The organism is Clavibacter michiganensis subsp. insidiosus, from assembly GCF_002240565.1.
GTDB lineage: Bacteria > Actinomycetota > Actinomycetes > Actinomycetales > Microbacteriaceae > Clavibacter > Clavibacter insidiosus.
Genome location: NZ_MZMO01000001.1, coordinates 959816 through 980532 on the forward strand (window position 1 = coordinate 959816; position 20717 = coordinate 980532).

Genomic DNA, 20717 nt, shown 5'->3' on the forward strand with positions numbered 1-20717 from the left:
CCGGTAGGGGCACCGGTAGGCCGGGAGGCGGCGTCAGGGCGGCGACCAGTGCGGCATCCGGCGGGATGAGTACGACTACTGGCCCGTGCGCCGCGACCGGCGGGCGGCCGCGACGGAACCTGGGACGAGCACCCACGAGCCCGTCCCCGGACGGGCGATCCACCGCCATCCATCGTCTCGCCGACGCAAGGACCGTCCCATGAACGGCACGCCCCGCTCCCTCCGCTCCCTCCGCTCCACCGTCCGCCCCCGCCACGTGATCGCGCTCGCGGTCGCCGCCGGGCTCGTCCTGCCCGCCGCGCTCGTCGCCGCCGGCCCCGCCGCCGCGGCAGGCGGCCAGGACCTGGTCGCGGGCGCCGCCGTCTTCTCCGACGCGTTCACGCGCGGCGCGAGCGGCGGCTGGGGGACGGCCCCCGGCGCGGCGGCCTACGCGTACGACCTGCCGTCGGCGTTCCGCGTCAACGGGACGCAGGGCGTCGTCGACCTGCCGCGGTCGGGTGCCTCCGTCTCCGCCACGCTGCCGGCCGCGGTCTCCGCGGACGCGGAGGCGACGATGAAGGTGATGCTGCCGCGGATCCCGGCCGCGGGCGGCGGCGTCTACGCCGGGCTGCAGCAGCGCGTGACCGGCTCGTCGTACTACCAGACGAGCGTCCGCGTCGACCCGGCGGGGGACGCGCGGCTCTCCGTCGTGCGGGTGAACGGATCCACGGCCGCGCAGACCACCGTGGTGGGCGACGTCGTGGTGGCGCGCGGCGTGCTGCCGGGCAAGGTGCTCAACGTGCAGTCGCGCGTCTCGGGCTCGTCCGCGGTCGCCGTGGACGCCCGGGTCTGGCCGCAGGGCGCGGCCGTGCCCGCGTGGCAAGCGGCCGCGGTCGACGCGAGCGCCGCCCGTCTCGTGTCGGGATCCGCGACCCGCGTCTGGTCGTACCTCTCCTCGTCGTCGCCGACGCAGGCCGTCGCGTTCGACGACGTGACGGTCCGGCCGCTGACGAGGGCCGCATCGTCGACGCCGACGCCGACGCCGACGCCGACGCCGACGCCCACCCCGACCCCGACCCCGACCACGACCCCCACGCCCACCCCGACGCCCACCGCCCCCGCCCCGACCTCGTCGGACCCGGAGCAGACCGTGCCCCGCGGCGACGCGCGGCCCGGCACGGGATCCGGGGCCGCCCCGGTCGGCACCACGACCTACCCGGCGCCCGCCGACGGCGTCTACGTGTCGCCCACCGGCTCGAACGCGGGCGCGGGCACGAAGGCGTCCCCGTACGCGAGCATCCAGAAGGCCGTCGACGCGGCGCCGTCGGGACGCACGATCGTCGTCCGCGCCGGCACCTACCGCGAGGCCGTGGTGATGCCCGCGGGCAAGGCGCTCACGCTGCAGTCGTACCCGGGCGAGGCGGTGTGGCTCGACGGCAGCCGCACGCTCACCGCGTGGACCGCATCCGGATCCACCCGCTACGCCTCCGGCTGGGACGTGACCGTCGACGCGAGCCCCACCTACACGCGCGGCGCGCCCGACGGAACGCGGGAGGGCTGGGCGTTCGTGGACCCCGCCCGCCCGATGGCCGCCCACCCCGACCAGGTCTGGATCGGCCAGGCGGCGCAGCGGCAGGTCGCGTCGCTCGCGCAGGTGACCGCGGGCACGTTCTTCGTCGACACCGCCGCCGACCGCCTCTACCTCGGCTCGGATCCGGCCGGCCAGACGGTGCGCGCCAGCGACCGCGTCAGCGCCCTGGCCGTCCGCGGCGACGGCAGCACGGTGCGCGGCATCGGCGTCCGTCGGTACGCGCCGTCGGTGCCCGACATGGGCGCGGTCGTCGTCACCGGCAGGAACGTGACCATCGCGGACGTCGCGATCACCGACACCGCGACCACGGGCCTCTCGGTCCAGTCCACGGACGTGACCCTGCGGGCGGTGACCTCGGCGCGGAACGGCATGCTCGGGATCCACGCCAACTACGCCGACCGGCTCCGCGCCTCCCAGCTCCTGGTCGCGGACGACAACACCGAGGGCTTCAACCGGGCGCCGGTCTCGGGCGGCTTCAAGATCACCCGCAGCCGCGACGTGGACGTGATCGACAGCGCGTTCCTCCGCAGCAGCGGCAACGGCCTCTGGTTCGACGAGTCGGTGCACGACGCGACGGTGGCCGGGAACGACGTGCTCGCGAACACGGGCAACGGCGTCGTCTTCGAGCTCTCCGCCCAGCTCGCGTTCGTCGACAACGTCGCGGCGGGCAACGGCGCCGCCGGCCTCTGGATCGACGACACCGGGCACGCGCAGGTCTGGGCCAACACGTTCTCGGCCAACAAGCGGGACGTCGACATCGCGCAGGGCACCCGGCGTGCGGCGAACCTGGGGGAGGCGGGCCACGACCCGCGGCAGGCGCTGCCGGACCCCACGGTCACGTGGATCGTCACCGACATCCAGGTCGCCGACAACGTGATGCAGGGCAGCACCGGCAACGCGTTGCTCGCGGTGGAGGACCACTCGCACGAGCGCTCCGCCACGCAGATGGGGATCACGACCGCGGGCAACGTCTACCAGCGCGACGTCGCCTCGAGCCCGCGGTGGGCGATCGTGTGGGCCCGCGGCCCCGGCGACCCGGCCGTCCACGACACCGTCGGGGCGTTCACCGGGGCCACGGGCAACGACCGCACCAGCCTCGACGTCGTGGGGCGGAAGGTGCTCGGATCCGGCTGGCGGCTCACGACCGAGATCCAGGCGCAGCAGGCGACGGTCGCCGTCGCGGTGCCCGCCGCCGTCGCGGCCCTGCGCGGCGTCGCGACCGGCGCCCGCGTGATCGGCGCGTCGGCCGGCTGAGGGCGGTCGGAGGGGGACGGGGGACACCCGTCCCCCGAAGGGGGAGGGGCGACGGGGCACAGGGTGCGTTTAGCATTGCCACCGTCACCACCCGATGTTCACCCGTCGTACCCGCGATGGACTCTCCTGGACGAGGCCCACCCAGCCCGTCCTCCCCGGAGCCGTGGACATGACGAGGTCCCCCGGATCTCGACGCACCCCGCACCACCCACCTGTCACCCGAAACGCAGGCACACACCCGATGAACCCGTCATCGGCGCTGGACAGTACCCGCCGTCCGCGCCCGAACGCGCCCACCCGCCCCTCCGACACCCCTCGACCGCTCGACGCGCTGCCCGGCACGCGATGAGCACCACGAGGAACCGTCCCGCGACCCGGGACGAGCGCACCCGCCTGCGCACCGAGCGCCGCTCGGCGCACCGCCCGATCATCGGGTCCGGCGTCGCGCCCGCCGCGCCCGTCGTCCCCTCGGGCCGCCGCTGGGCCCGCGACTACCGCACCCGCCTCATCGCGAGCGACGGGGCGATCATCATCGCCACCGTCCTCGCCGCCCAGCTCACGCGCTTCGGCACGGGCGACGCGGCCGTCGACGCCGGCTCGATGCAGCTCGACTACGGCATCGTCTCGGTGATCGTGGTGGCCGCCTGGATCGCCGTGCTCGGCGCCTTCCGCACCCGCGACGCGCGCATCGTGGGCGTCGGCGTCGCCGAGTACAAGCGCGTCGTCAACGCGTCCGCCATCACGTTCGGCGCGCTCGCGATCGGCTTCCTGCTCCTCAAGGTCGACATCGCCCGCGGCTACGTCGTGCTCGCCTTCCCGCTCGGCGTCGTCGCGCTCCTGGTCGCCCGGTGGAGCTGGCGCCAGTGGCTCATCCGGCGCCGGATCCAGGGCGCGCACCTCTCCCGCGTCGTGGTCGTAGGCGCCCGGGCCGACGTCGAGGACGTGGCCGCGCAGATCCTGCTGCGTCCCGCTTCCGGCTACACGGTCGTGGGCGTCGCGATCGACGACCACCTCGACGGCCTCGAGGTCGCCGGGCGCACGATCCCCGTCGTCTCCGACCTCGGATCCGTCGCCGCGGCCGCCACCCGCACCGCCGCCGACGCCGTCATCGTCGCCAGCCAGCCGCGCGCCGGCAGCAACGCCGTCCGCACGCTCGGCTGGGAGCTCGAGGGCTCGTCGATCGAGCTGGTGCTCGCGTCGCGCCTCACGGACGTCGCCGGCCCGCGGATCCACTTCCGCCCGGTCGAGGGCCTCCCGCTCATCCACGTGGAGATCCCGCAGTTCGAGGGCGGGAAGCACGTGATGAAGCGGGCCCTCGACATCGCGGTGGCCGGCCTCGCGCTCGTGGTGCTCGCGCCGGTGATGCTCGTGATCGCCGGCATCGTGCGCATCGACAGCCCCGGCGGCGCCCTGTTCCGCCAGGAGCGCGTCGGCAAGAGCGGCCTCGAGTTCCGCATGCTCAAGTTCCGGTCGATGCGGGTGACCGCCGAGGCCGAGCTCGCGGCGCTGGCGGAGGCGAACGAGGGATCCGGCCCGCTGTTCAAGATGCGGAGCGACCCGCGCGTGACCCGCGTCGGCGCCGTGCTCCGCCGCTACTCGCTCGACGAGCTGCCGCAGCTGTGGAACATCCTCGTCGGCGACATGAGCCTGGTGGGCCCCCGCCCGCCGCTGCGCCGCGAGGTGCAGGGCTACGAGAGCCACGTGCACCGCCGTCTGTTCATCAAGCCCGGCCTCACGGGCATGTGGCAGGTGAACGGCCGGAGCGACCTGAGCTGGGACGAGAGCGTCCGGCTCGACCTGTACTACGTCGAGAACTGGTCCCTGACCGGCGACGTGATGATCATGTGGCGCACCTTCCGTGTGCTCACCCGACCCGTAGGGGCTTACTGATGTCTGCAATCGAACCGCGTCGACTCCGCATCGCCATGGTCGGGACCCGCGGGGTCCCCGCCGCGTACGGCGGATTCGAGACCGCCATCGAGGAGATCGGGCAGCGCCTCGCCGCCCGGGGCCACGACGTCACCGTCTACTGCCGCTCCGCGAACCGCGCGCGCCCGCGCACCCACCTCGGCATGACGCTCGTGCACCTGCCCGCGCTCAAGACCAAGTCGATCGAGACGCTCAGCCACACCGCGCTGTCCGCGATCCACCTGGCCTTCGGGAAGCGCCAGGACGCGGCCTTCGTGTTCAACGCCGCCAACGCGCCGTTCGTCCCCCTCATCCGCTCGCGCGGCGTGGCCACGGCCGTGCACGTGGACGGCCTCGAGTGGAAGCGCGGCAAGTGGGGCCGCATGGGCAAGAAGTACTACCGCGTGGCCGAGCAGATGGCCGTGAAGAACGCCGACGCGCTCATCTCGGACGCGCAGGGCATCGCCGACTACTACGACCACGAGTTCGGGATCCCCACGGAGCTGCTCACGTACGGCGCGAACATCCTGCGCGACCCCGCGAGCGACCGCCTCGCCGAGCTCGGCCTCGAGCCCGGCCAGTACCACCTCGTCGTCGCGCGCTTCGAGCCGGAGAACCACGTCGACGTGATCGTCGACGGGTACACCGCGTCGAGCGCGAAGCTGCCGCTCGTCGTCGTCGGATCCGCGCCGTACTCGGCCGCGTACACCGACCGCATCGAGCAGGTCGCCTCCGCCGACCCGCGCATCCAGCGCCTCGGCGGCGTGTGGGACCAGGAGCAGCTCGACCAGCTCTACGCCCACGCGCTCACCTACATCCACGGCCACTCCGTCGGCGGCACGAACCCGTCGCTGCTGCGCGCCATGGGCGCCGCGACCGCGACGCTCGTCAACGACAACGTCTTCAACCGCGACGTGCTTGGCGAGGACGGCCGCTTCTGGGCGGACGCCGCCGGCGTCGCCGCGCTCGTCGAGGGCGCCGAGGGGAACGCGGACGAGGCCGTCGCGATCGGCGCCCGCCTGCAGGAGCGGGCCGAGGAGACCTACGACTGGGACGCCATCGCCGACGGCTACGAGGAGCTCGCGGCCCGCATGACGCGCGGCTACTCCACTCACGGCATGAGCCGCGGGATCCGCTCGGCCACCCGCTGGGAGCCGGAGCTGCGCGCGAGCGACGCCGGCCGCACCTCCTTCCTCCTCGAGGAGAGCCGATGACCGCCGCGACCGGCACCACCGCCGGCACCACGGCGCCCGCGCGCGACGAGTCGTACGCCGACGTCGTCCGCCGCCTGGCGTCCGCCCAGAAGAAGGCGGCGCGCGGCGCGCCCGCGTACTCGATCCGCGTCAACCGCCCGGCCGGCCGCCTGCTCGCCGCGTGGGCGTTCCGCGCGGGGCTGACCCCGAACCAGGTGACCGCGATCAGCGCCGCCTTCACGTTCACCGGGATCGCCCTGATCGCGCTCGTGCAGCCCGCCGCCTGGCTCGGCATCGCCGTGTGGCTGCTGCTCGCCGTGGGCTACGCGTTCGACTCGGCCGACGGCCAGGTCGCGCGCCTCCGCGGCGGCGGCTCGCTCTCGGGCGAGTGGCTCGACCACGTCGTCGACTGCATCAAGATCTCGTCGCTGCACCTCGCGGTGCTCGTGTCGATGTTCCGCTGGCCCGCCACGGACTCCGACGCGTGGCTCCTCGTGCCCGTCGTCTACGCCATCGTGGCCGCCGCGAGCTTCTTCGCGATGATCCTCAACGACCAGCTCAAGCGCGTGCACCAGGTCTCGGGCGCCGCGGCCCCCGACGCCGGCCGCTCGACGCTGCTGCGCTCGCTGCTCGTGATCCCCACCGACTACGGCTTCCTCTGCATCGTGTTCGCGCTGCTCGGCGCCCCCGTCGTGTTCCTCGCGGTCTACGCGCTGATGATGCTCGCCAACGCCGGGCACCTCGCCCTCGCGTCGGTGAAGTGGTTCCGCGACATGGGCGCGCTCGACGCGCGCCGTGCCGACGCCGCGCGGGTCACCGCGTGACCGCCTTCGCCGGCACGGAGCGGGCGCGCGCGCAGGCGGACGACGAGGGCGACGGCCTCCGCGGCCGCACGATCCTCGTCGCGCACCCGAGCGCCGAGCTCTACGGATCCGACCGCGTGCTGCTCGAGAGCGTTGCGGGCCTCGTCGCCGCGGGCGCCCGCGCGGTCGTCACCCTCCCGTCCGACGGCCCGCTCGTCGCCGCGCTCACGGGCGTCGGCGCGAGCGTGCACCACGCGCCCACGCCCGTCCTCCGGAAGTCGATGCTGCGCCCGCGCGGCTTCGCGACCCTCGTCGGCCAGTCGGTCCGCGGCCTGTCCGCGGGCCTCGGCCTCGTGCGCCGCGAGCGCCCGGACGCCGTGTACGTGAACACCGTGACGATCCCGCTCTGGATCCTCGTCGGCCGCCTCGCCGGCCGCCCGGTCCTCGCCCACGTGCACGAGGCGGAGGGGTCCGCGTCGCGCGCCGTCGGCACCGCGCTCGCCCTGCCGCTCGCGCTCGCCACGAGCGTGGTCGCGAACAGCCGCTACAGCGTCGACGTGCTCGGCCGCGCCCTCCCGCGGGTCGCGCGCCGCGCCGAGGTCGTCTACAACGGCGTGCCCGGACCCGTCGACGTCGTGCCCGCGCGCGCCGCGCTCGACGGGGGCCTCCGGGCGCTCTACGTCGGCCGGCTCTCCGACCGCAAGGGCGTGGACGTCGCCGTCGACGCGATCGTCGAGCTCCGCGACCGCGGCGTGCCGGCGCGCCTCGACATCGTGGGCGCCGTCTTCCCCGGCTACGAGGCCTACGAGGAGCAGCTGCGCACGACGATCCGCGTTCTCGACCTCGTGGAGCGGATCACGCTGCACGGCTTCCACGCCGACGTCACCCCCTTCGTGGCCGCCGCCGACGCGTGCGTCGTCCCCTCCCGCGTGGACGAGCCGTTCGGCAACACGGCCGTCGAGGCGCTGCTCGCCGCGCGACCCGTGGTGGTCAGCGACACCTCCGGCCTCCGCGAGGCCGCGGGCGGGTACGAGTCGGCGCAGCTGGTGCCGCCCTCGGATCCGGCCGCCCTCGCGGACGCCCTCCAGTCCATCGCGGCGGACTGGGACGCGTACCGCGCCCGGGCCGCCCGCGACCGCTTCCGCGCCGAGCACCGGCACGGACCCAAGCTCTACCGGCAGCGCATCGCGCGGTCGGTGGGCGCGATGCTCACGCCCACGAGGCGCGTCGGCAGCCCCCGACCGGCCAGCGACCGCTGACCACCGGCACCCTCCCACCCCCGCTCCACCCACCCCAAGCAAGGACGAAATGAGCATCCTCTCCTCCGCGGGACGTCGCCTGGCCGCGATGACCGCGGCCGCCGCGGTCATCCTCTCCGCGGTCGTGATCGCGCAGCCCGCCATGGCGGACTCCGCGCCGGTCGACCCGACCGACCCGAAGACGCCCGTCACGGTCACCGCCGACCCGCTGCCCACGACCCAGATCGACGGCGTCGCCTGGTCGCAGGTCGTCGTCGGCAACACGGTCTACGTCGCCGGCAAGTTCCAGAACGCGCGCCCCGCGGGCGCCGCGGCCGGCACGAACCTCACGCCCCGCAGCAACCTGCTCGCGTACGACATCCGCACGGGCGCGCTCATCACGTCCTTCGCGCCGAAGCTCAACGCGCAGGCGCTCTCCGTCACCGCGTCGCCGGACGGATCCCGGATCTACGTGGTCGGCGACTTCACCGACATCGACGGCCAGGGCTACTACCGCGCGGCGGCGTTCAGCACCGCGACCGGCAAGATCATCCCGACCTTCCGCCCCATCATGGGCAGCCAGACCCGCACGGTGAGCGCCTCGAACGACACCGTGTACCTCGGCGGCACCTTCCAGAGCGTCAACGGCGCCGCTCGGAAGTACCTCGCCGCGGTGTCCGCGACGAACGGCCAGAACACGGCCTTCGTCGCGGATGCGGACACCGTCGTGGACGCGCTCACCCTCACGAAGGACGCGTCCAAGCTCATCGTCGGCGGCCGCTTCACGCAACTCAGCGGCACGCCGACCTACGGGCTCGGCGCGGTGGATCCCGCCACGGGCGCCTCGCTCCCGTGGGCCGCGAACCAGAAGGTCAAGAACGCCGGCGTCGAGTCGTCGATCACGAGCCTGTACGCGACCGACGACCGGGTCTACGGATCCGGCTACACGTTCGGCCCCGGCGGCAACCTCGAGGGCGCCTTCTCGGCCGACCCGAACACGGGCGTCGTGAGCTGGGTCGAGGACTGCCACGGCGACACCTACTCGGTCTTCGCCACGAGCACGGTCGCGTACGTCGCCGGCCACCCGCACTACTGCGGCAACATCGGCGGCTTCCCGCAGACCGAGCCGTGGACCTTCCAGCACAGCCTCGCGTTCTCGAAGACCGCGACGGGCACGGCCACGGCCGACCCGTACGGCTACGCGAACTGGGCCGGCACGCCGTCCCCCTCGCTGCTCAACTGGTTCCCGAAGTACGTCACGGGATCGTTCACGGGCCAGGGCCAGGCGGCCTGGAACGTCAACGGCAACGAGGACTACATCGTCGTCGGCGGCGAGTTCCCGTTCGTGAACACCACCGCGCAGCAGGGCCTCGTCCGCTACGCGATGGCCAAGGACGCCACGAACAAGGTCGGCCCGAACGGCAACGACCAGCTCGTCCCGAAGTCGATCTCGTACACGAAGGGCGAGGCCCGCGTCTCCTGGCAGGCCACCTTCGATCGCGACAACTCGCGCCTCACCTACAAGGTGATCCGCGACGGCAAGACGTCGACGCCCGTCTACCAGGTCACGCAGGACTCGACCTTCTGGAACCGGCCGTCGATGGGCTTCATCGACAAGGGCCTCGTGCCCGGCAGCTCGCACACCTACAAGGTGGTCGTGACCGACTCGGCCGGGAACTCCACCGACCGCAACGGCGCCTCTCCCGTCACCATCACCGACCAGTCCGGCAGCGACGCGTACGCGACGAGCGTGAAGGACGACGGCGCGACCGCGTACTACCCGCTCGACGAGAACGACGGCACCGCCGGCCTCGACCACGTCGCGTTCGAGGACCTCCGCGTCGACAACGCCACGCGCGGCGCCCAGGGCCCGATCGACGGATCCACCGCCACCACCTTCTCCGGCCAGGACGGGTCCTTCGCGGTCACGCCCCAGGCCGTCCAGGCGCCGAACACCTTCAGCGTGGAGTCGTGGGTCAAGACGACCTCGACCTCGGGCGGCAAGGTCGTCGGCTTCGGCGGCAGCAACACGGGCACGTCGGGCAACTACGACCGCATGGTCTACCTCGACGACGACGGCCGCGTCTTCTTCGGCGTGTACACCGGCGCCACTCAGACGCTCAACTCCGCCCCCGGCTTCAACGACGGGACGTGGCACCAGATCGTCGCCACCATGGGCGCCGAGGGCATGAAGCTGTTCGTCGACGGCAAGCTCGCCGGCCAGCGCGCGGACACGACCCAGGGCCAGGACTACACGGGCTACTGGCGCGTCGGCGGCGACAACCTCGGCGGCTGGCCCAACCAGCCCGGGAGCTACTACCTGGCCGGCGACATCGCCCAGGTGTCGGTCTACCCGACCGCGCTCACGCGCGCCGACGTCGTCGACCACCTGGTCGCGTCCGGCCGCACCTCGCCCATCCCGCCGGCGCCCTCGGACGCCTACGGCAAGGCCGTGTACGCGGCCGACCCGTCGTCCTACTGGCGCCTCGACGACGCCGACGGCGCGTCGACGCTCAAGGACGCGGGCCAGAACGACGTCGGCGCCAACGTCGGACGCAACGTGCGCTTCGGCCAGGCGGGCGCCCTCTCGGGCTCCGTCGGCCAGGCGGCGGCGGTCTCCGACAGCATCGCGGTGAGCCAGCAGCGAGTCTCGAACCCGACCTCCTACTCGCTCGAAATGTGGTTCCAGACGACCACCACGCGCGGCGGCAAGCTGATCGGGTTCGGCGACAACGCGGACCCGTTCAACTTCTCCGGCAGCTACGACCGCCACGTCTACATGCAGGACGACGGACGCCTGCAGTTCGGCACGTGGACGGGCCAGACCAACCTGGCGGGATCCGAGCGCGCCTACAACGACGGCCAGTGGCACCACATGGTCGCGTCGCAGGGATCCGACGGCCTGAAGCTCTACGTGGACGGCGACCTCGTCGGCCAGAACGGCCAGACGCAGGCGCAGGGCTACGACGGCTACTGGCGCATCGGCGGCGACAACACCTGGGGCTCCTCCAGCGGCACCTTCGAGGGCCGGATGGACGAGGTCGCGGTCTACCCGACCGTGCTCGCCCCGTCCACGGTGGCGACGCACTTCTCGCTCGGGACGACCGGCCGCGTGCCGAACCAGGCCCCGAAGGCCGCGTTCACGCAGACCGCCGACTTCCTGACGGCGTCGTTCGACGCGACCGGATCCACGGACGCCGACGGCACGATCACGGGCTACGCCTGGGACTTCGGCGACGGCGTCCAGGCCTCGGGCGCGCAACAGTCGCACACCTACGCCGCGGCCGGCACCTACCCGGTGACGCTCACGGTGACGGACGACCGCGGCGCGACGAACCGCACGCAGCAGGACGTCACCGTGAAGGCGGCCCCCGCCAACATCGCGCCGACCGCCGTCGTGACGGCGACGGCGACCGACCTCACGGCCAAGCTCGACGGATCCGCCTCGACGGACGCCGACGGCACCGTCGCTTCCCACGCGTGGGACTTCGGCGACGGCAGCACGGGCACCGGCCCGACGCCGACGCACGCCTACGCCGCGGGCGGCACCTACACGGTGACGCTGACGGTCACGGACGACAAGGGCCTCACGGGCACCGCGTCCACGCAGGTGACGGTGGTGGCGCCCCCGGTCAACCGCGAGCCCACCGCGATCATCGCGTCGACCACCGCGGACCTCGTCGCGAACCTCGACGGCCGCGCCTCCAGCGACCCGGACGGCACCATCGTGTCCTGGGCGTGGGAGTTCGGCGACGGCACGACCGGCACCGGGGCGTCCATCGCCCACCCGTACGCGAAGGCCGGCACGTACCCGGTCGCGCTGACGGTGACGGACGACACGGGCGCGACCGGTCGCACGACCGCGAGCGTCACGGTCACCGCCCCGCCCGTGAACCAGGCGCCCGTCGCCGCGTTCACGAGCACCGCGGCGAACCTCGTCGCCTCGCTCGACGCCTCCCCGTCGAGCGACCCGGACGGCACCGTGGCCTCCTGGTCCTGGGCCTTCGGCGACGGGACCACCGGCACGGGCCGCACCACGACCCACGCCTACGCCGCCGCCGGCACCTTCGCGGTGTCGCTCACGGTCACGGACGACAAGGGCCTCGCCACGACGACCACCTCGCCGGTGACCGTCCAGGCACCCGCGTCGAACGTGCTCGCGCAGGACTCGTTCGGCCGCGCGGTCGCCACGGGCTGGGGCACCGCCGAGCTCGGTGGCGCCTGGCGCGTCACCGGCGGAACGAACATCGTCAAGGTGCAGGACGGCATGGGCCAGGTCGTCTCGCCGAAGGGCGAGACCCGCACGATGACCCTCGACGCGGTGTCCACCACGTCGTCGGACGTCAGCGCGACCTTCTCGCTCGACGCCGTCCCCACGGGCGGCGGCTCCTACACCCGGGTCAACTCCCGGCAGGTGGGCTCGGCGTCCTACCAGACGCAGGTCTGGATCAAGGCGACCGGGCAGATCCAGCTGGTGCAGTCGGAGGGGGCGACGACCCTCGGGTCGTACATCCTCCCCGGCACGACCTACCAGGCCGGCCAGCAGCTCCGCGTCCGCGTCCTGACGACCGGCACCTCGCCGACCACCGTCAAGGCGAAGGCGTGGGTCGCCGGCCAGGCCGAGCCCTCCGCGTGGCAGACGAGCGTCACCAGCTCGACCGCAGCGCTGCAGGCCGCGGGCTCCGTCGGGATCCAGACCTACCTCTCGGGGTCGGCGACGGCACCCGTCACGACGCGGATCGACGACCTGGTCGTCAGCCGCGACGGCCAGGCGCCTGCACCGGTTCCGGCGAACCAGGCGCCGACGGCGGCGTTCACGTCGACCGCCAAGGACCTGACGGCGTCGTTCGACGGATCCACGTCGACGGACGCCGACGGCACGGTCGCCTCGTACGCCTGGGCGTTCGGCGACGGGACGACCGGCACCGGCAAGACGGTGGACCACGCCTACGCCAAGGCCGGCACGTACACGGTGTCGCTCACGGTGACGGACGACAAGGGGCTGGCGTCGGCGAAGAAGGACGGCACGGTCACGGTGACCGCGCCGGTCGTCGCGCCGGTGAACCAGGCCCCGACGGCGGCGTTCACGTCGACGGCGAAGGACCTGACGGCCTCGTTCGACGGATCCACGTCCGCCGACGCCGACGGCACCGTCGCCGCGTACGCCTGGGCGTTCGGCGACGGGACGACCGGCACCGGCAAGACGGTCGACCACGCCTACGCCAAGGCCGGCACGTACACGGTGTCGCTCACGGTGAGGGACGACAAGGGGCTGGCGTCGGCGAAGAAGGACGGCACGGTCACGGTGACCGCGCCGGTCGTCACGCCGCCCGCCGCCGGGATCCTCGCGCAGGACACCTTCACCCGCACCGCCGCGAACGGCTGGGGCACGGCGGAGACCGGGGGCGCCTGGCGCATCACCGGCAACGCGTCGATCCTCAAGGTGGCGGACGGGAAGGCGCAGGTCACGAGCCCCGCCGGCGAGACCCGCACCGCGAGCCTCGACGCCGTGAGCACCACCGCATCGGACGCGCAGGTGAGCTTCGCGCTCGACAGGGTGCCCACGGGCGGCGGCGCGTACGTGCGGATCAACTCGCGCCAGGTCGGCACGTTGTCCTACCAGACGCAGGTCTGGGTGCGGTCGACCGGCCAGGTCATGATCGTGCAGTCCGAGAACGGCACCAACCTGAAGTCGGTCGTCGTCCCGAACGTCACGTACACGGCCAGGCAGCAGCTGCGGGTCCGCGTGCAGGTCACGGGCACGTCGCCCACCACGATGAACGCGAAGGTCTGGCCCGTCGGCCAGGCCGAGCCGACCGCGTGGCAGTCGACGACGACCGGGACCCTGGCGGCCCTGCAGACCGCGGGCACGTTCGGGATCCAGACGTACCTGTCGAGCTCGGCGGCCGGACCCGTCGCGTTCACGCTCGACGACCTCGTGGTCACGGACGGCACCGCCCGGTGACCTGAGGCGCGACGACGACGCCCCGGTGGGCGGGTCCCGAGGACCCGCCCACCGGGGCGTCGCACTGAGATGATCGACAGGGCCGTTCGGCGGCCGGGGGAATGAGGAGGGGGAGACATGGCGGCATCACGCCTGCGCGCGCTCCCCGGGGGAGGTGCGCGATGAGCGCCCTGCTCGCCGGATCCGGCCTCCAGACCCTGCTCGTCCTCGGCATCGCGCTGGCGGGCGGCGCCCTCCTGCTGCTCGTGCTGCGTCGCCTGCCGCGCACGGCGGTCGGCCTTTGGGTCGTCGTGCTCTCCTTCGTGCCCGTCTGGTCGGGGGTGCCGCTCGGCGGCTACTACCTGCCGCCGTCGACGGTCGCTGCCGTCCTCGTGATCCTCGCGATCGTGCCCGTGCCCGGCTTCCGGGTCTCGCCGCTCGACGTGCTCGTCGTGCTGATGACCGCGGCCGGGTTCGCCGGGGTGGTCGTGGGCGGCGGCGCGGGCATCGGCATGTCCACGCTCGTGACGTTCCTCACCTACGCGCTGCCCGGGTACCTGCTCGGGCGCATGGCGGCGCACCGGATCGGCATGGCCTCGCTGGAGCGGATCGTGGCCGTGGTCTTCACGGTCGTCGCCGCGCTCGCGATCGTCGAGCTCGTCACGGGCTGGAACCCGTTCGTGCTGCTGCCCGGGAACGCCGGGCTCCGCGAGACGTGGGCGACGCTGCAGGGGCGCGGCGGCATCGTCCGCGCGGAGGGCGCGTACGGGCACTCGATCGCGCTCGGCTCGGCGCTCGCCATCGCGATCCCGCTCACGCTCGCGTCCCGCTTCGGCCTCGTGACGCGCCTCGGCATGACCGCCGTGATGATGCTCGCCGCGGTCCTCACCTTCAGCCGCGTCGGCATGCTCGGCGCCGTGCTCGGCCTCGCCCTGTCCATCGTGTTCCTCCGCGACGCCATCTCCCTCCGCGTCCGCGCGACCGTCACGGCGGGCGTCGTGGTGGTCGCGGCCGCGGTCGCGCCCTTCGTGCAGAGCGTGTTCGACGACGCCGGCACGGAGGCGAGCGCCAGCTCCGACTACCGCGGCGACCTCTACAGCCTCGTGCCCGGCATGGGGATCCTCGGCACGACCCCCGAGGCCCACCGCGGCAGCGACGGCCGCGTCTTCTACGGCCCGTTCCGCTCCATCGACAGCCAGCTCGTGCTCACGGGGCTGACCTTCGGCCTGCTGGTCGCGGGCGCCGTGCTCGTCGCCCTGGCGGTCGGCGTCTGGCTCGTGCTGCGGGGGCACGCGACCGCGGCGACCATCGCGCTCGTCGCGCAGATCCCGGCGCTCGCGTCGGTCGCGCTCATCACGCAGTACGCGACGCTCGTGTGGTTCCTGGCGGGGGTCGCGGCGACCAGCCAGATCCTCCGCCGCGACGCCGTGCCCCTGCCGGCGCCACCGCCCGACCCCGTCGAGGCCGCCGCCAACCACCCCGATCCCGCCCGCATCACCGCCCCACCGCTCCTACCCGGAAGAACCCCCTCACGATGACGCTCCACGAGTTCACCGCCCTGCTCCGCCGACTCTGGTACGTCGTGGTCGCCGCCACGCTCGCGGGCGGCGCGGTCGCGTTCGGCCTGTCCCAGCTCGCGACGCCCGTGTACACCGCGCAGTCCCGGCTGTACTTCTCGCTGAGCAGCGGATCCAGCGCGAGCGACCTCAACCAGGGCGCCACCTACACGCAGAGCCAGATGCTGTCGTTCGGCGAGCTCGCGGAGTCGCCCGCGGTGCTCGAGCCCGTGATCACGCGCCTCGGCCTCGACCGCACCCCGCAGGAGCTCGCGCGCGCCGTGAGCGTCACGACGCCGCAGAACACGGTGATCATGGAGATCAGCGTCACCGAGGAGTCGCCCGCCGACGCGGCCGAGATCGCGAACGCCGTCGCGACGAGCCTCCGCGACACCGCCGAGGCGTACGCGCCCACCGGCGCCGAGGGCTCGCCCACCGTCTCCGTCCGCGTGATCCAGGAGGCGCCCGAGCCCCTGTCGCAGTCCGCGCCGAACGGCCGCACGAACACGCTCGCGGGCCTCCTCCTCGGGCTCCTCGCCGGACTCCTCGGGATCGCGCTGGTGCGCCTGCTCGACACCCGCGTGCGCTCGGCCGAGACCGTCGCGCACCTCACGCCGGCGCCCCTGCTCGGCGCGCTCGAGCGCGAGCGCGGCGTCACGGGACTCGCCATGGCGCTCCGGCCCCTGTCGACCGCGGCCGAGGGCTTCCGCCAGCTGAAGGCGAACCTCCGCTTCGTGCTCCTCGGCGATCGCGCGTCGAGCATCGTCGTGACGTCGTCGATCCCCGGCGAGGGCAAGTCGACGGTCGCCGCGAATCTCGCGCTGTCGCTCAGCGAGGGCGGGCGCCGCGTCCTGCTCGTCGACGCCGACCTCCGCCGCCCGGTCGTCGCGCAGTACCTCGGTCTCGAGGGCGACGCGGGCCTCACGACCGTGCTCGTCGGCCAGGCGCTGCTCGAGGAGGTCGTGCAGCCCTGGGGCGACGGCACCCTCGACGTGCTGACCTCCGGCGAGATCCCGCCGAACCCGAGCGAGCTGCTCGCGTCCACGCGCATGGAGGAGCTCGTCGCGCGGGCGCGCGAGGCCTACGACGTCATCGTGATCGACACCGCGCCGCTCATCGCCGTCGCGGACGCCGCGTTCGTCGCCCGCATGACGGACGGCGCGATCGTCGTCGCCGACCAGACGCGCGTGCACCGCGGCCAGCTGTCCGAGGCGCTCGACGCGGTCGAGAAGTCGGGCGGATCCGTGCTGGGCGTCGTGCTCAACAAGGTGCGGCCGACGAAGGACAAGCGCGCGTACTACCGGATGGAGACCGAGCAGGCGGGGCGGGCGGGGCAGGCGGCGCGTCCGGCGCGGCGGGCGACGCCCGCGCGCTGATCCGCGGGAGAGGTCATCGGGGTCGTCGCCCGGCCCGACCGACGGCCGCCGGACCGCGTCGACGCGACGTCCCGCGGCGGGGCCCCGGCGTCGCCCGAGGGCGCGGTCGACGACAGATCTTGTGTCTTCCTGGGTTCTCGTCGGCCGCGCCCCCGGGAGCTAGCCTTCGAGCACGCTCCCAGACCCCGGGCTGTACGCACGACGCTCTTCCTCGGCCCCGAGTCATGACTCCACTCTCGTCATCCATGCGCGTCACGGTGACCCGTGATCCATGACCCGAGAGCGGTCCATCGTGTCCCACGCGTCTCCCACGTCGACGACCCTGCGCTGGATCGAGCGGACGGTCATCGACGCGGCCATCACGGAGAGCCTCAACGCCGCCGGAGCAGAGCGCGGACTGGCCCCGATCGCGTGGCGCCTCGGCTCCCTGGATGAGGGCATCCACCTCTTCGGCCACGCGGACGCGCATCCCGTCGCCGTGCGCGCCGAGCTCATCGAGGCGTGGATCGTGCACCTCGGCCTCGCCGACGCGTTTGAGGACGCGCGGGAGCCCACCCACCAGGTCGGCGCGGACGTGTTCTGGACCGGCACGGTCGACGACGTGACCATGCAGCTCCGCTATCCGGCGAGCACCCGTCCATGAGCGGATCGCGTGTCCGGAGCGGGCCGCGAGCGCCGATCCCCGATCGGCATCCCCTCATCTCCCGGGGTGCCCCGGTGCGGCGGTGACCCACGTCCCCCCGCGGGACGGCAGCCCGGCGACGACATCGAGCAGCGCGGTCGTCCGCGGCATCTGGCATCCCGCGCTCGGCTTCATCCCGTACCGGGTGATGCGACGACGGCTGAAGGACGCGCCGTTCCCCGAGGGCGCGTCCGAGGGCTCCCTGCCGGGGCGCCGGCCCGTCCTCGTGACGATCATCGGGGAAGCCACCGCGATCGGCTACCAGACCCTCACCCCGGACCTGTCCCTCGGCGCCCAGCTCGCCCGTCGCCTCGACCGGGACAGCGACAGGGGCGTGGAGTGGCGGGCCCTCACCACGCCGCACTACACGATCCGCACGGCGCAGAGGCTGTTCCGCGCCAACCCCCAGCTGATCCTCGCGGACGTCGTCGTGGTGCTGCTCGGGATCGGGGACTCCCTCCGCTTCACCCCGCCGTGGGCATGGCGCAAGCACCTGCGGATCCTGCTCGCGGACCTCCGTGCGCACCTCGCCGACTCCGCCGTCATCCTCGTCGCGGAGGTGCCGCCGCTGGAGCGCTCCTCCGAGGCCTCCGCCCGCATGGCGCGACGGATCGGCGAGCACTTCCGTCTGCTGAACGAGGAGACGCGCTCGGTCGTCGGCGACTTCCGCAACACGGTGAGCGTCCCGTTCCCCACGGCGATGGTGCACGAGCTCGTCAGCCCCGACGGGCACGACATCCTCTACGGACGGGTCTACCGCGCGTGGGCGGCGGCCATGGCCGAGCACCTCGGCAGGTGATGCGGGCGCGCCGAGCCCGCCTCGCGCCGATGCGCACGCGAGGATGCGGATCTCCCATCGGGTCATGTACGGGTCGTCCTGGGCGGACACCGACCACGACGGATGCGACCAGCGGAACGAGGCACTGGCCCGCGACCTCACGGCGGTCATATGCGCGAATGCGGATCCCGGCTGCACCGTGGCCACGGGGCGCCTGGCCGACGTCCACACGGGCCGGTATCGACTTCACCCGGGGGAATGCGACGAACGCGGCCGTGCAGGTCCACCAACTCGTGCCCGTCGGCTGGGCGTGGTGGCACGGCGCGGCCGTCTGGACCGGGGAGCGCCGTGAGCAGCTCGCGACCGACTTCATCGACCTGCAGGACGTCGACGGCCTCATCGACGAGCCCGAGTCCGACCAAGGTCCCGCGACGTGGATCCCGCCGGCCCCCGGCTACGACTGCCTCTACGTGACCCGGTTCGCGTACGTTCTCAGCACGTACGAGCTCGCGATCGACGACGCTGACCGGGTCGCGATCGACCGCACCCTCCGCTCCTGCAGCCGAGCCCCGAGCTCGGCCCCGGCCCGTCTCCGCCTCACGGCCGGGGGCACGTGATGTCCGCGCGAGCACAGGGCTCATGAGCGCACCCGCGGCTCCGCACGATGACAAGTGCCGACCTCGTCCCGATGACGCGTCTCGAGTGCACGCTGCCGGGGCACCTCTCCGGTCCGGATCCGGGGCGATCGCAGAGCCGTACGTCTGGCTGTGATGCCGAACGAGGCTCGATCAATTAGACTCCCGCAAGCAAACTGGTCATGAACTGGCCATTACGCGACCTCGGAGCGTTCTGCGCCGGCCGCTGATAGACATTCAGACAGCAAGGGACGGGGGCGGCATCATTCGATCCGCGCAGGCGATGCCGAACCTCAGTCTCATCATGCGCCGTGTGCGAAGAAGCGATGCTGGCATGTCCGCCGCGATATTTGTTGTGGCGTTCATCGTGCTGTATCTCGGAAGCTGGTGGCCGTCCTACTGGAGTGACGAAGCGGCGACGGTTGCCGCAAGCGGCCTACCCTCGCAGCACCTGAATGAACTGACCGCTCACAAAGATGCCGTCCATCACGTGTACTACATCATCGTCCAGGCATGGGGCGCCGTATTCGGCTTCAGCGAAGCTGCCACGAGAGGCCTCTCTGTCATTGCGGCGGCGGCGGGGGCGGCCGGCCTGGCCGCCATCGGTGGAACGCTGAATGGCCGGGCCTTCGGTGTGACGGCGGCGTCGCTCTTCGTGGCGATGCCTCGCACTACTTGGATGGCAGTGGAAGCGCGCTCATTCGCCTTGAGTGCCGCGGCGGCGATCTTCGCGACACTGGCTCTTCTCATCGCCGCGAGATCGGGCAGGGTCGCCTGGTGGATCGTATACGCTGCCACTTCGCTTGTCGCGGTGTACGTGTTCATGTACGCGCTGCTATTGCTGCCCGTCCATGGGATATACATCCTGGTGCAGCAACGAGCGCGGGTTCGCGCGTTCGCCGCCGCCTTTGTCGCCATCGTCGCCTTGGCGATTCCGCTTGTGGTTCGTGTAGAAGCTCAGAAGAGTCAGATATCGTGGCTCTCGGAGCAGGCCAATGTCTCCATCTGGTCGGTGCTCGTGGAGCCGTATTTCGAGTCCTCGTGGCTCGTGGCAAGCCTCTTCATCTTGGGATTCACATTCGCACTCATCTCCGCGATGCGCGTCAGCGGTTGGCGAGCGGCGCTCCCCGTGGGTCGCTCGCCAGAGATGTTCCTGGGGCTACTCTGGGCGGTAGTGCCTCTTCTTGCGCTGGTCATCGCCGATGCCGTAGCGGGCCCGCTGTATCTCGCACGATATCTCAGCTTCTGTGTGCCAGGGGTGGCCCTCATCGCAGCCGGTCTGGTCATTCGAATGACGCGGCGGCGGACGCGCGCCCTTCTCGTCGCCTTGGTGATCGTCAGCGCGATTCCCACGTACGCCTCTCAGAGGGCGAGCTTCAGTAAGAATGGCGGTAGTGATCTGCGTGAAGTAGCCACGTACTTGAGCGCCGAGACCGAAGCGGGAGACGCCATTTACTTTGATTCGCGAGGGCCGGTCACTTTGAGACCCAGGCTCGCGAAGCTCGCTTACCCCGACGCTTTTGAAGACCTGGATGACGTGGCTCTACGCGTGCCGTTCTACGAGACCGGTAGCTTCACGGACAAGACGGCACCGCTCGCCGAACTGGGAGACGATCTCGCGGCTGTCGATCGGCTGTGGGTCGCCAGCAGGCGAGGGGTGGGACTGGGCGCCGTTGACCCCGACGGCGTCCTCGAGCGTGCGGGGCTCAAGGTGTCATGTGTCCGGGACTTCAACCGCACGCAAGTCACCCTCCTGACGCGCTGACGTTCGGCGAACGAG

General features: G+C 72.5%; 12 protein-coding genes. All 12 read left to right on the forward strand.

Annotated features, from left to right (window positions below; all coding sequences use genetic code 11):
* The first annotated feature begins 199 nt into the window (after positions 1–199).
* A complete protein-coding gene (locus tag B5P21_RS04900) occupies positions 200–2824 on the forward strand; it encodes a right-handed parallel beta-helix repeat-containing protein (protein ID WP_094170843.1) in 2625 nt (874 codons plus the stop codon).
* A 345-nt stretch (positions 2825–3169) separates the two neighbouring features.
* Positions 3170–4714, forward strand: a complete 1545-nt coding sequence (locus B5P21_RS04905) for a sugar transferase (protein ID WP_080939333.1) — start codon at positions 3170–3172, stop codon at positions 4712–4714.
* A complete protein-coding gene (locus B5P21_RS04910; protein WP_045529320.1) occupies positions 4714–5946 on the forward strand; it encodes a DUF1972 domain-containing protein in 1233 nt (410 codons plus the stop codon). Before B5P21_RS04905 ends, B5P21_RS04910 begins: the two co-directional genes overlap by 1 nt.
* On the forward strand, positions 5943–6749 hold the full coding sequence (locus tag B5P21_RS04915) for a CDP-alcohol phosphatidyltransferase family protein (RefSeq protein ID WP_045529318.1): 807 nt from the start codon (positions 5943–5945) through the stop codon (positions 6747–6749). The genes B5P21_RS04910 and B5P21_RS04915 overlap by 4 nt, the downstream gene beginning before the upstream one ends.
* Positions 6746–7987 carry a glycosyltransferase family 4 protein gene (locus tag B5P21_RS04920; protein ID WP_094170844.1) on the forward strand — a complete coding sequence of 414 codons (1242 nt, stop codon included), beginning with the start codon at positions 6746–6748 and terminating at the stop codon, positions 7985–7987. Before B5P21_RS04915 ends, B5P21_RS04920 begins: the two co-directional genes overlap by 4 nt.
* Before the next feature lie 49 nt (positions 7988–8036).
* The gene (locus tag B5P21_RS04925) at positions 8037–13931 is read left to right on the forward strand and encodes a PKD domain-containing protein (protein WP_094170845.1); all 5895 of its coding nucleotides are present in this window, start codon (positions 8037–8039) and stop codon (positions 13929–13931) included.
* 161 nt (positions 13932–14092) lie between these two features.
* Complete coding sequence (locus B5P21_RS04930) at positions 14093–15448, forward strand: hypothetical protein (RefSeq protein WP_094170846.1); 1356 nt, start codon at positions 14093–14095, stop codon at positions 15446–15448.
* Positions 15445–16842 (forward strand): tyrosine-protein kinase domain-containing protein, encoded by a 1398-nt coding sequence (locus tag B5P21_RS04935; RefSeq protein WP_094170847.1) that lies wholly within the window; start codon positions 15445–15447, stop codon positions 16840–16842. Before B5P21_RS04930 ends, B5P21_RS04935 begins: the two co-directional genes overlap by 4 nt.
* Before the next feature lie 271 nt (positions 16843–17113).
* Positions 17114–17485, forward strand: a complete 372-nt coding sequence (locus B5P21_RS04940; protein ID WP_045529308.1) for a hypothetical protein — start codon at positions 17114–17116, stop codon at positions 17483–17485.
* An 82-nt stretch (positions 17486–17567) separates the two neighbouring features.
* The gene (locus B5P21_RS04945; RefSeq protein ID WP_094170849.1) at positions 17568–18323 is read left to right on the forward strand and encodes a GDSL-type esterase/lipase family protein; all 756 of its coding nucleotides are present in this window, start codon (positions 17568–17570) and stop codon (positions 18321–18323) included.
* A 254-nt stretch (positions 18324–18577) separates the two neighbouring features.
* Positions 18578–18919: a hypothetical protein gene (locus tag B5P21_RS17675; protein ID WP_378108697.1), complete on the forward strand. Its 342-nt coding sequence runs from the start codon at positions 18578–18580 to the stop codon at positions 18917–18919.
* A 352-nt stretch (positions 18920–19271) separates the two neighbouring features.
* Positions 19272–20702, forward strand: a complete 1431-nt coding sequence (locus B5P21_RS04955) for a glycosyltransferase family 39 protein (RefSeq protein ID WP_094170850.1) — start codon at positions 19272–19274, stop codon at positions 20700–20702.
* Positions 20703–20717: the final 15 nt, after the last annotated feature.